Below are 12,016 nucleotides of genomic sequence, written 5' to 3' on the forward strand. Positions count from 1 at the left end.
GTCGCTTTTAATTGACTATAATTTTGGCTTAATCGTAATGTTGATTTACCTTAAAACGGATTCCACCTTCAATATAGTCTTTTAGATATTTACCCAGCAGTTTGTGGTCTTTCACATTGGTCGGCCAAAAGTGTTCAAGACCAATATCACTGACCACATTGAGAATGGTATTGAAGGTAAAGAGTACTTTTAATGCAATCGCATCAGGCTCTGCATCGGGCAAAGCCAGTTGTAATAAGTAGACCGCTTTATCTGAAACAGGTACTAGCGTTTTTACAACAATGATCCGCCCTTCATCTCCTGCACTAATCGTTTTAGAAAAGAATTTTAAATAATGTATGCCATTTTCCTGTAAAAGAATCTTCACCATCGGGTTCATCAAGGCATCTACCACCTCAGATACTTGTACCTGTTCAGGTTGAATTGCATTTAATAGCGCAAGACTGTCGGTAACATAAGGTGTCATAACATGATCTAGCGCAGCTTCAACCAATCCCCATTTAGATTTGAAGTGGTAATATAAAGCTGATTTGTTTGCCACTTTTGCAGTTTCATTAATTTTCTGTACAGACAAAGTTTCTATATTATTCTGAGAAAACAGAACAATCGCTGCCTCGATAAGCTTTTCTTTGGTTTGATTACTCATCACATTCCATAGAGAAAATAAAAAGAGAGGTCTCTTTTATATCAAAAATGATAAAAAATAAACCAGTCACTCAATAGACTGGCTTATTTTTAACGGAAGGATTACGAACAACCTTTGACTTCAAATTCCTCTTTAGAGGTGTAGTTAAGCTCTGGTAAATAATCACCCATCACCGTCTTTTCATCTCCCCAAACTTTGGTATTTTGAATGGCTTGATTAAAGTTTGAATACGGTAATAAATTTCTCATAATCAAGAAACCGACATCATTATGCCCTTTCTCCACAGCATCTGGACCAGTATAACCATCACCACGCGGGCTTAAAGGCAAATAAGAAATTCCACATTCATCTGTGGCATTCTTTGGACGATCTTCGGGTAATGACACAACAAGGGTATAAAAACCATTTTTGTCTTTATGCTTCATTTGCTCGTCATAAATACAGAAGTTGGTTGCTGTCGAAATCAGTTCATTGGTACAAATCGACCAATAACGAATATCGCCTTTGGCTAAAGTGGTTTCGTTACCAGAGGTTGCAGCGATTTGTGGCAGTTTACCCTTTATCACGACCACCTTACCAAGTTTGCGGCTAATCACAGAGAAGGTGTATTCATTATCTGGTGTAGCCCATTGATTTAGCTTACGTTCAGTTTTAAATCCTTCACACTGATCTAAGTTATATTTATAAATACAACTAATATTCGCAGGTCCGTTATAGGCGGTATACCATGTTGGTTTTAATTGTGCAGGGAAACCTACATAAGGCTGTTTATTGTATAAACTTAAAATCACACTCAAAGGTGTTTGTACATTATCCAAAGCTTTTTCTTTCACTTTAAGGACTTTACAGACTTCTGCGCCTGTTTTGATTTCACCGTTGGCTAACTGTACTTTATAACGCGGAAAATTGACTCCGCCTTTCTCATTAAAGCCTTTATTCGGCACATAAACACGATAGATTAACGCCACTTCATTGCTGTCTGTTTTAGGCGCATATAAGGTATTTTCTTTAGGCGATGCAGGTAGATCACCTAACACCAACTCAGCTTTAAATCCTCTTTCTTTATTTAAGCGATTATTACCCACAATAAATGGATTGGTTACACCTTGATTAGGTTTGATATTAACATCCACCAAAGAATTAACGCGCTCTCCTTTGGCTGTATAGCTAACCAGAGAGGTATGACGGGCATAAGGATAATCACCATCGATAAAAACTTTTGCACCTTCTGGTACTGTAAATTCACTCGACCAGTAATTTACATTGGAGTCTGGAAGCGCATAATTCATTGGATTGGCACCACCTGTGCCATCCTTACTCGAAACAGCATTTTGCCACATACAATCCGTCAGTTCTGCTTTAGGCGGTTGAGTTACACGTTCTGAATCATCATTGTCATTACAAGCACTTAAAGTGATTGAACCCATAACCGTTGTCAGCAGTATCCCTACTTTTAATTTATTCATCTTTTCCATAACTTACGTCCCTATGTACCATGTTCTTTAATCCTAGAACGATGGTGACTTCATTTTAATTTTAATTGATCACTTCAATGGACTGGTTTTTAATCCATTTAGATTAAATATAATAATCCACTTAGATTAATTTTCAAGCGGTTTTTTTCTGATCTATTTAAAAAGTGCTTTTTTGCATTGATCAATGACATTTCAAGTCGGTGTTTAAAGCGGTTAAAAATGAGGAGAACCTAACAGCTACGATGTTTTAATTCTTCATCCATTGCTTAGACAACAGATGAAGGAAAATCCTTGCTAAATCGCTTAAAAATCTCGGCTCTGTATTGAATTCCTTATTTTAAAAGAAAAATAAAATAGGGAAAAAATGGAGAGAGAATTTCTTAAAATTGAAAAAAATAAAAATACATTCGATCTTTTTCATAAAACAAAAAATGATCATCTGGAGTAAATCATATGGGTATTGAAAGTCCCTTCTCCCGTTGGGAGAAGGCTAGGATGAGGGGAATTCTATGTAGATTCATGCTTATTCAGGTTAAAAATCATCCATCCAATATATCCACCCTAGAGTACCCAATAAAAATTTACTGAATACTCTAAGTATAAATTTCTCTCAATTCAGGTTAATAAAATAAAAGCGGACTAAAACATATTAAAATAAATAGGAAAAACCCCTAACAATCGAAGCTCTTCAAACAGTTGTACAAACGCAGCGACCCAGAAAAACCAGATCACCTGAGTTAAGAACAACCTAAAATGTTTGGATGACACTTGGCAATATTGCGGTTCAGAATAGTTTTTAAAACTCGGCCAAAAGCGTGGTGTAGTTTGAGTATAATTCAAATACAATTGATCAAATTTTTTCCTCAAAAAACGCTCTTCTTGACGTATGACAAAGTAATAATAAACTAAAAAAAACAAACTAAAAGCCAAAGGAAAGAACAAGGTTTCAGTTAAAAACATAATCCCCAGTGCAGCTAAAAAACTAAAGAAATAGAGTGGATTTCGGCATATGGAATATGGACCATCCATAACTAACTTCGCGTTTTTATGACCTAAAATATAGATACTGCACCATATCCGTCCCATCGCACCAATTCCTACTAAAAACCAACCGAGCAACCATAAAAGATGCTCAATCAGTGGAAAAGTGTCGTGCCATAGACCAAAACTAAAAGCAATGATAAATGCCAATACAAAACCAATAACTCTTGAACCCATGGTCCTTATTCTGGAAGAAAATATAATACTCATCTTATTTCCTCCCACAATAAATTAAATACTCATCTTCTTTTAAATAAAGTTCTAAGTGGTTACTTATCAAAATTAAATAATGTAAAATATTTATTTTAAAAATAGAATTTAAAGATAATTGTTCTACAAAATAACATGTCGCTTTTTTTTGACTAAACATTTAAATACTCCTCAGCATATACAAAAAAATAAAATGGTGGGAGCTACTTTAGCTAGCCACCGTATAGCTGCTTGAATTTAGGAGGAGGAGATAAATTATTTAATTCAGGGGATTGATATAAATTCAACCACCTGTATCTCTGAAAAGTCAGAAGATTAAAAAATAGATTAAATGTATTTTCAAAATTACGTTCTATTTTTAAATCAGCAAAGTTCGATATGAAATTACATTTATCATTTAAACAAATATTTTGACAAAACTGATTTATTTCATTGTTATATCTTATTTTTTCAATATTTCTTTCAACATCACTCATGGCAATAAGTGATTCTTTATCATCAATATTTTGTTTTATATGCGTTTGAATCGAAATTTCATTAAGGCATAAAGATTCAACCACATACCAGACATTCTGAAATGTAAATTGAAACATCAATAGCCAAACAAAAAACAGCTTCTTTCCCATTACAACTTTCTGTAAACAATATTCATGATATTTAAAAACTCAACCAAGTAAGTTACTACTTTACAAAGATAAAATAGATTCCAAGAAATTCATTTAAAATAATACTAAAGCGATTCCATATCTGTGTGAATTTTCACAATCCTACTCATTTTAAAAATTAATGATTAATTTTATATAGTAGTTTTTTAAATTTACAATTACATTTATACAAAAAAGAAACAAGATATTGGTAAATGTTCGATAAAGCATTTTTATTACAAAATTGTCATTAATTGAATGTTTTATAGATAGAAAATCAGATTACAGGTCGAGTGAAAAAAATAAACCCATAATTTTAAAAGCTTAATGCATCAGAAATTAAAAAATCATAGTTATATAAGCATTCCCCATTATGAGGATATTTTACTGCTACATAATGGGTATCTTGATATTGAATTGCAAAGAATCATTTAAACTCAGGCATATTGTTTAAATATGCCAACGCTTGCTCTGTTGAGCCTTCATTGAGTGGGCTATGCTTGGGATTAAAATAACGTATACAGGCACGTATCATATAACCAGCTCTAGGGACTCGGTCTTGTCGAGCTGCTCGAAAATAATCCTTAAAACGAAAACGATGCGGTAATTGCGGGTCTTGTTGGACCAAGTTTTCGACAGCAATATAAGCCAATACAATAAATAATGGAAAGGTAAAAACAGCCGCACCTGTTCGCAACAAAATATTATTGCTCAAGTGCCTAAACATGGCATCTGCCACTTCACGATGTTCAACCTCTTCAGCGCCATGCCATTGTAATAAACGTAACATTTGTACATTTACAGGTGCAGTTTGTAAGCCCTCAGCATTTAAAACCCAATGACCCAATACACCTGTGAGATGCTCTGCTGCTGCAACCATAGCCAATCGTGTCGTCAACCAAGTTGATTTTAAGCGTGGATGTTTTAACTCATAACCGAATGGTTTAGGACCAATCATGTCATTAAATATCCAGTTCATCATTTCGGTATAACGACTTAAATCAATTCCTAAAGCTTCTATATGTCGCGTACCTAAGGTATGTCCATAGCTGTGAGCACCCTCTTGTTTAATAAAGGCCATGGCTACAGCTTTTAATTGCTCATCTTGAACAAACGGTAATGCGTCTCTAAAAGTCTGACAAAACCAACGTTCTGGTGCTGGTGTAATTGGGTTAATTAAATTCAGCATTTGCGTCGCCATCGGATCATCATAAATCCAATGACTGGGAGTTTCAGCAAAATCAAATACTGGACGTCTTGGAACAATCGTATGGGTTTCTTTGATTAAACCACTCATGATAAAACTCCTTGTATCGCAAATCGTTTAACGATTAGTCCTGTGTCAAAATGTTAAAACCCATACGAGGGCCAAAGGCGATCAATGTACGGAATAATCCCTTAATTGCCTTGGGTTGCTGACCGCTGCTAATCCGACGAAATTGGGCAGCATGCCAAGCCAGTTGTAGATAGGCGTCGACAGGTTTGTATCCAACAGCAGGAATTTTTGCAGGATCAAGTAGTGATTTTCCAGCTAAAAGTTGTTTGGCTAAATCTGGTTGCAAAGCAAAAGGACGAGCCAAACCAATTAAATCAACAGTACCATCAGCAACAATCTGGTTCATCAAATCGACATCACGCAGACCACCGGTCAGCATTAATGGCAGTTTGCTCTGTTCACAAATTGCAGTCGCATAATCAAGGAAATAGCCATCACGCTGAGTCTGTCGATCAGGTGCATATCCCAACTGTGCAGGAGATTCATAATTGCCCCCTGAAACCTCTAATAAATCGATACCCTCAGCTTCTAGAGCTAAGGCAATTTGAAGAGATTCTTGCTGAGTTAATCCACCCTTTTGGAAGTCAGCAGAATTTAGTTTGACACTTAGGATCTTATTTTTGCCGATGGCCTGACGCACTGCACGCACCGTTTCAATCAAAATCCGTTGTCGATTTTCAGGATTCCCGCCCCATTGATCTGTACGTGTATTTGCCAATGGAGATAAAAATTGTGATAACAAATAACCATGTGCAGCATGAACCTGTACACCATCGAATCCAGCTTTCACAGCCAATGCAGCCGTGGTCGCAAAACGTTTAATTTGCTCCAAAATTTCTGCCTCAGTCATCGCACGAGGAATACGAATAATATTCATTGCAGGCAGATCTAGCCCAACTGCTGATGGCGCGATTGGCTTTTTTAATAATGGAAGTACAGCAACACGACCAGGATGGTTAATTTGCATAATAATCTTGCTGCCATTTGCTTGTGCAGCTTGGGCCCATAACTTATTTGCCTGTAAGAATTGTTCATCTTGCAAAACGACATTGCGTGGCTCAACAAATGCACGAGAATCAATCATGACATTCCCTGTGATTAATAACCCAGTTCCTCCTCTTGCCCATACAGCATAGAGTTGTTGTAAGTCTATGGTTGGTGAACCATGTCGATCCGCCAATTGCTCACTCATGGCCGATTTTGCAATACGGTTTGGTATCGTTATACCGCAGGCCAAGGTTAATGGTTGCTTTAACGGAGATTTTGCGAGTATACGTTGTGCCATTGGATGAATTCCTAAAATAATTGGATGAATGAGTACGCTGTAAATTTCAATTTCTTGCTTATTTCAGTTACTACTCATTGAAATATTGATTTTTTAATAGGCGCATCATGTTTCTATTGTCATGCTGCCAAGGATGAAAATCGGTTGAGAAGAAGTCGAGATAAGCTTTGCTGATATTCCTCACTAAGCCTTTGCGACCAAACAAATAACCTAGCCCCTGATATAACCCTTTTAAATCTCGTTGCATTCCTGAATGACGCAAAAGCTCTATCGTTCCACGCCCTGTGACCAAAACAAAAGAGAGTGTAGTTTCAAGCATGACTAGGCGTAGAAAATAAGGCCGATTCACTAAGGATTGATAAACATCAAATGCCACCGCCTTATGTTCAGTTTCTTCAATCGCATGCCATACCCATATTTTTCTTAAATGTACATTGAATAATGCGAGATCTTCGGGGGCGGTACTGATGAAATAATCAGATAAAATCGCAGTCAGGTGTTCCATACAAACTGTGCATGCCAATTGATGTGCTGGAGAAAACTGCGTCTGCATCAAACGATTCATCTTTTTAAATCGTTTATAAATTCGATCGACTGGATAGCCCTTTTTCAGCATGACCCCATTCAATACATCATGCTCTTTACCATGGTGTGCTTCCTGCCCAATAAAAGCGCGAACTTGCTGAAGCAGAATCGGATCTTCAATCTTATTCTGATAATGACGCACACTATGAATAAACTGCCGCTCTCCATCAGGAAAAGCACTAGATAATGCAGTCAATAACAGGGTAAGTAATGGATTATTGCTAAACCAAAATTCAGGAATTTCATCTGGAAAAGTAAAATCCATACTTCTGACTGGAATATCTATCGATGCAGAAACGTGTCTATATTGAATGGCTTTGCTTGAGGAAGGGCTAGTAAACATATTCATCGCCATGCTCCCTATTTATAAAATACGTGGATTAAATTGACGCATTAAGAACAAAGGAGTCCGTAAACGCGGAATCTGAATTGGAGGGATAAAACCACCGGATAAATCCACGCGATGCAATCGTGCATCAACCACTTTACCGAGTCCCATATCATGTAAAGGATCATTTACCGTACCTGTAAAACGTAAGTTCATCTCCACACGGCGAACTTCGACAGGATGTTCTTTAGGGGTAAATCGAACTTCCCGTGGTAAGCCCAAACCTAATCCGCCTGTGACATTACGATGTGGTAAACCTAGAATTGGCGGTGCATCATGAATGACCTCTCCAAGTTTGGCGTCCATTTCAACTAACACAGTGCCGCGACGTGATGCTTTGCTTAGAATACCAGTACCATCATTATCCCAACTGATTTCTCCCATTTTTTTAGGATAGCCCAGCAATTCACGCCCAATGATCATGGCCCGATCATCATCCAGAATCATCCATGGACAAAAAATACCTGTTTTATTGCCCACCTGTATATGTACAAACAAACCCGCCTCATGATATGCCCCTGTATAGACATTTTCAGGGAAATAAGCACAGAACAAATCGGCTCTGGCAGGTTTTACCAGTTTCATTCCAGCAGGTAACCAGCGTGCCATTGCTTTTTCATTGACCTCTACCACAGCCGTTAAATATTGAGCATTGTGGTAAAGCTTATTGCCAAGGTTTGCTAAACCAATGGGGATGCGTAAATCATTGATCAGCTGTCTCATGCTTTTAATCTCGAAAATACTTGTTTTAATATGGGTAATAAAATAACGCGTGGGGTATAGCGTCCACCCAGTGTTTGAGCCTGTGCAATAAAACCTGGGATCACAATACGGCGGTTACAATTCATTCCTTGTATCGCCTCTTTGGCTACCCGTTCTGCGGTTACCCAAACAAAACTTCCACCTACACCATCAATTTTTGTAATCCCTGCCACTTCATTAAAACCAGTGATCGTCGGCCCAGGTGCTAATAAGGTACATGTCACACCAGTACCACTCAGCTCACTATGTAGAGATTCAGCAAAGGAGTTCGCGAAAGCTTTACTTGCAGCATAGGTTGCATTGGCTGGTGTTGGTTGATGGCCTGATGTCGAACCCACAATCAAAATTGCACCCGTTTTACGTTGCATCATTTTAGGCAATACAGCTAAAGTAAGATCCTGTACCGCAACAGCATTAACTTCCGTCTCTTCCCGCTCTCGTTCAGCATCCAACTCATGTAATCGGCCAAAAGTGGCAAAACCAGCGTTATTGCATAAAATAGCCACATCCATCTTTTCCAATTCCAGACGGAACTGGGTTCTTGCCTCACGGTTCGCGAGGTCGCATGGGCGTAAACTCACGTCTACCTGATATTTCTGACGTAAATGGGTAGCGAGAAGCTCAAGCTTATCTACACGTCGTGCAACCAAAATAAGCGGATAACCACGTTCAGCAAACTGTTTAGCAAGTTCTTCACCAATACCTGAAGATGCGCCAGTAATCACCACTGGTGAATTTTTAAGGGGACGAGGTAAGCTCATCGCAAATACTCAGATCAATAGAATAATCTTAGTATCACGTAGCTAAAACTTGAGCGTGAGATGGAGTTAAGACATAATGCTAATCATTTTCGGCCAACACATAGAACAAAAATGAAAGATCCGTATGGGTTATCAAAAGCCAGTATTCCAATTTCTTATGTTCATTTATTATTAGAAATCATGGTCGAAAAGGGCTTTTCCGCTCCTGATATTTTGCAAAAGAGTAAAATTCCTTTAACACTGCTTAACCAACTAGATGCACGTATTACGCCTTTACAATGGTCGAAATTAGCCTGGATAAGTTTAACCTTGGCTCAGGACTTTGGACTTGGATATGAGTATGGCTTAAAACTGCGTTTAACCGCTCACGGCCCAATGGGATATGCGTTAATGAGTAGCCCCTCTTTGCGTCATGCGATTGAGCTTGCAGTGCAATTTTTTAATATGCGCTTAAAAGATTATCGAATTGATTTTTACGAGGAAGAAAATTTATCTGTCATTGATATTCAAGAAACGCACCCTGTGATCAGTAACGATAAAGAGCAAACTGAAATTTTAAGACGGTTTTTTTATGAATGTTTAATGATCGGAATTATTCAGACAGGTAGATCATTAATAGAAAAAGATTTTTCTCAAGTTGAGTTAAGAGTCGACTGGCCAGAACCACGCTACCATCAGAAATTTCAACAGCAACTTCCCTTGATTCTTTTTAATCAAAATAAAAATCAAATCCGATACAACTTATCACTGCTCAAGCTCTCCCCACAAATGGCAGATCCGATGGCATTTCAACAGGCATTGGCACAATGTGAAACAGAACAAATTCGTTTTTCTGAACAAATTCAAGATATTTGCTTACGTGTAAAAACAGAATTGGTGCTTATTCCTCAGAAAGGCTACCCCTCTTTAGATGACGTTGCCGAACGTTTACATATGTCGAGTCGTACATTAAGAAGACATCTCAACGAAATAAATTCGTCTTACCTGCTTCTGTTAGACGAAGTAAAATATAAAGAGGCTGAAAAACTTTTACTGAACAGCAATATGGAAATCCAAGATATCGCCAATTATCTTGGATATATTCAACCCGCAAATTTTGCTCGCGCATTTAGAAAATGGAGTGGCGTAACGCCGATTCAATTTCGTAAGCAAGCCGTACAATAAAAGCAGCAGGCATTAAATCAAAAATAAACTATTCATTTTAAAAAGATCAATTAAAAATCTCTGCCACATTTTTACTTTCTTATATTTGCTTTTTCCAATTATTTCTCACTGACAATGCTGCCATTTGCTCAGACTCAAGCTTGCTTTCGATCTTATTGTAACGCCATTTCTCTAACTGATCTTGGCGCAATACTGCTGACAATTTCGTCAATAAAAACTAAATTGAATTCAATTCAGTTTTTCTAAGAATAAAATCATGACCGAAAAAAAGATGGCGACTTACCAACGCTTGATCACTGCAGCAGAACAGGAATTGATTGCAAACAATGGACATATGGAGATCAGTGCCATAGCCAAAAGAGCAAATACATCAGCTGGGCTCACCTATCATCACTTTGGCTCAAAAACAGGTCTGATTGCCGCTGTTGTGGATCAATTCTATGAACCATTGAGAGCACTTGCTTTGGGTGACAGCATTCCAACAAATATTGAATGGAGAGAACGCGAAAAAACCCGTACCAAAGCAATCATTGACTATTTCTATAATCATCCTCTGGCACCTTTGATTGCTGGGCGACTTGCCCGTGAACCTGAGGTGCTTGATATCGAACGCGCTCACATGGAGGCATTATTAGAAGCTGGTGCACGTAACATTGCTCAAGGGCAGAAGTTGGGGATAATCAGTCCAGATCTTAATCCAAATACAACGGTGGCAATGCTGATGGGAGGTCTGCGTCTGGCGATTGATCAAGCCATCCTTGCCAAAGAAAGGCCCTCAAATGTGGAACTATTCGAACAACTCTGGAATCTGACAAGCAATACCCTACAACTCAGCCCTCTTTCATCAGGAGATACCAATAAAAAAACCAAGGCAGGAAACAATATGAACTAACTGTTCTGTTCTGCCCAGCACATTAAATCAAGGAGCTTTCAATGTCTAAATTAGATATTCGTCAATATAATAAAAAAGATCACGCAAAGACCCATCGACAATTACAACCAGGGCCTGAGCGAAATACGCCAGAAATCGAACGAGATTTCCAAACCTTAATGCGTGATGGTTATGTCATCATCAACAACCTGATCAGCAAAGAATCCTGCAAGCAGATTAAGCAAGAAGGCATTGCCTTACTCGACCAAACTGGACGCAATCCGTTTGAAGGGCAGCAAACACAGCGCGTCTATAACGTTCTCTCAAAAACGCGAATCACTGATCAACTTGCGGTACATCCTCACATTCTTGGTCTTATGGATCGTCTGTTTCAACCCAACTTCCTGCTCTCTCAGAGTCAAATCATCAATATACTTTCAGGTGAAATCGCTCAAAGTCTGCATTATGATGATGCTTTTTATCGCCTCCCCCGCCCTCGTCAGCCACTTGGTGCTGCAACCGTCTGGGCAATTGATGATTTTACCGAAGACAATGGTGCAACAGTAATTATTCCTGGCAGCCATCACTGGGGAGATGATCGATTTGCACAAAGATCAGAAGCGTTACCCGCAGTGATGCCTGCAGGTTCAGTGATCTTTTTCCTCGGTACGACTTGGCATGGTGGTGGTCAAAATCATTCGAAATCCTCACGCTTTGCGATTACTCATCAGTACTGTGAAGCCTATGTACGACAACAAGAAAACTATTTACTTGAACTTTCCAAAGATACGGTACGGTCGATTTCACCAGAACTTCAAGCCTTGGTTGGTTACTCAATTTACCCACCATTTATGGGTATGGTTGAGGGTATGCACCCACTGCGTACATTAGAACAATCTGAATAGGAT

Annotated in this window: 12 protein-coding genes; 3 read left to right on the forward strand and 9 right to left on the reverse strand. The window is 38.4% G+C overall.

The annotated features are described in order from the left end of the window. Positions 1-28: 28 nt before the first annotated feature. The 9 genes from F981_RS19460 to F981_RS19500 form a co-directional block, all read right to left on the reverse strand. The gene (locus tag F981_RS19460) at positions 29-646 is read right to left on the reverse strand and encodes a TetR/AcrR family transcriptional regulator (RefSeq protein WP_004724729.1); all 618 of its coding nucleotides are present in this window, start codon (positions 644-646) and stop codon (positions 29-31) included. A 101-nt stretch (positions 647-747) separates the two neighbouring features. Continuing rightward, on the reverse strand, positions 748-2,121 hold the full coding sequence (locus F981_RS19465; RefSeq protein WP_004724731.1) for a hypothetical protein: 1,374 nt from the start codon (positions 2,119-2,121) through the stop codon (positions 748-750). A 639-nt stretch (positions 2,122-2,760) separates the two neighbouring features. Then, positions 2,761-3,372, reverse strand: a complete 612-nt coding sequence (locus F981_RS19470) for a methyltransferase family protein (RefSeq protein ID WP_004724733.1) — start codon at positions 3,370-3,372, stop codon at positions 2,761-2,763. Between the two features lie 212 nt (positions 3,373-3,584). Continuing rightward, complete coding sequence (locus F981_RS19475) at positions 3,585-3,998, reverse strand: hypothetical protein (RefSeq protein ID WP_004724736.1); 414 nt, start codon at positions 3,996-3,998, stop codon at positions 3,585-3,587. 445 nt (positions 3,999-4,443) lie between these two features. Beyond that, entirely contained in the window at positions 4,444-5,313 is an 870-nt protein-coding gene (locus F981_RS19480) for a metal-dependent hydrolase (RefSeq protein ID WP_004724738.1), read from the reverse strand. A 34-nt stretch (positions 5,314-5,347) separates the two neighbouring features. Beyond that, a complete protein-coding gene (locus F981_RS19485) occupies positions 5,348-6,577 on the reverse strand; it encodes an NADH:flavin oxidoreductase/NADH oxidase family protein (RefSeq protein WP_004724740.1) in 1,230 nt (409 codons plus the stop codon). A 70-nt stretch (positions 6,578-6,647) separates the two neighbouring features. Beyond that, a complete protein-coding gene (locus F981_RS19490; RefSeq protein WP_004724742.1) occupies positions 6,648-7,511 on the reverse strand; it encodes a metal-dependent hydrolase in 864 nt (287 codons plus the stop codon). 15 nt (positions 7,512-7,526) lie between these two features. Then, the gene (locus F981_RS19495; RefSeq protein WP_004724743.1) at positions 7,527-8,273 is read right to left on the reverse strand and encodes an acetoacetate decarboxylase family protein; all 747 of its coding nucleotides are present in this window, start codon (positions 8,271-8,273) and stop codon (positions 7,527-7,529) included. Further along, positions 8,270-9,073 carry an SDR family NAD(P)-dependent oxidoreductase gene (locus F981_RS19500; RefSeq protein WP_004724745.1) on the reverse strand — a complete coding sequence of 268 codons (804 nt, stop codon included), beginning with the start codon at positions 9,071-9,073 and terminating at the stop codon, positions 8,270-8,272. The genes F981_RS19495 and F981_RS19500 overlap by 4 nt, the downstream gene beginning before the upstream one ends. 111 nt (positions 9,074-9,184) lie before the next feature. On the opposite strand from F981_RS19500, the gene F981_RS19505 reads away from it, so the two are divergent. The 3 genes from F981_RS19505 to F981_RS19515 all read left to right on the forward strand — a co-directional run bounded on the left by F981_RS19505 (position 9,185) and on the right by F981_RS19515 (position 12,013). Then, positions 9,185-10,237: an AraC family transcriptional regulator gene (locus F981_RS19505; protein ID WP_016539626.1), complete on the forward strand. Its 1,053-nt coding sequence runs from the start codon at positions 9,185-9,187 to the stop codon at positions 10,235-10,237. 256 nt (positions 10,238-10,493) lie between these two features. Next, the gene (locus F981_RS19510; protein WP_004724749.1) at positions 10,494-11,129 is read left to right on the forward strand and encodes a TetR/AcrR family transcriptional regulator; all 636 of its coding nucleotides are present in this window, start codon (positions 10,494-10,496) and stop codon (positions 11,127-11,129) included. Positions 11,130-11,170: 41 nt separating this feature from the next. Next, complete coding sequence (locus F981_RS19515) at positions 11,171-12,013, forward strand: phytanoyl-CoA dioxygenase family protein (RefSeq protein WP_004724751.1); 843 nt, start codon at positions 11,171-11,173, stop codon at positions 12,011-12,013. Positions 12,014-12,016 lie beyond the last annotated feature (3 nt).

Origin of the sequence: Acinetobacter guillouiae CIP 63.46, from assembly GCF_000368145.1 — a bacterium.
In the GTDB taxonomy this organism is placed as follows: domain Bacteria; phylum Pseudomonadota; class Gammaproteobacteria; order Pseudomonadales; family Moraxellaceae; genus Acinetobacter; species Acinetobacter guillouiae.

Excerpts from the sequence above, each read along its gene's own strand:
- F981_RS19470 (WP_004724733.1), bottom strand. The coding sequence starts at position 3,372 with ATGAGTATTATATTTTCTTCCAGAATAAGGACCATGGGTTCAAGAGTT.
- F981_RS19490 (WP_004724742.1), bottom strand. The coding sequence starts at position 7,511 with ATGAATATGTTTACTAGCCCTTCCTCAAGCAAAGCCATTCAATATAGA.
- F981_RS19510 (WP_004724749.1), top strand. The coding sequence starts at position 10,494 with ATGACCGAAAAAAAGATGGCGACTTACCAACGCTTGATCACTGCAGCA.
- F981_RS19500 (WP_004724745.1), bottom strand. The coding sequence starts at position 9,073 with ATGAGCTTACCTCGTCCCCTTAAAAATTCACCAGTGGTGATTACTGGC.
- F981_RS19465 (WP_004724731.1), bottom strand. The coding sequence starts at position 2,121 with ATGGAAAAGATGAATAAATTAAAAGTAGGGATACTGCTGACAACGGTT.
- F981_RS19460 (WP_004724729.1), bottom strand. The coding sequence starts at position 646 with ATGAGTAATCAAACCAAAGAAAAGCTTATCGAGGCAGCGATTGTTCTG.
- F981_RS19480 (WP_004724738.1), bottom strand. The coding sequence starts at position 5,313 with ATGAGTGGTTTAATCAAAGAAACCCATACGATTGTTCCAAGACGTCCA.
- F981_RS19495 (WP_004724743.1), bottom strand. The coding sequence starts at position 8,273 with ATGAGACAGCTGATCAATGATTTACGCATCCCCATTGGTTTAGCAAAC.
- F981_RS19505 (WP_016539626.1), top strand. The coding sequence starts at position 9,185 with ATGAAAGATCCGTATGGGTTATCAAAAGCCAGTATTCCAATTTCTTAT.
- F981_RS19515 (WP_004724751.1), top strand. The coding sequence starts at position 11,171 with ATGTCTAAATTAGATATTCGTCAATATAATAAAAAAGATCACGCAAAG.
- F981_RS19475 (WP_004724736.1), bottom strand. The coding sequence starts at position 3,998 with ATGGGAAAGAAGCTGTTTTTTGTTTGGCTATTGATGTTTCAATTTACA.
- F981_RS19485 (WP_004724740.1), bottom strand. The coding sequence starts at position 6,577 with ATGGCACAACGTATACTCGCAAAATCTCCGTTAAAGCAACCATTAACC.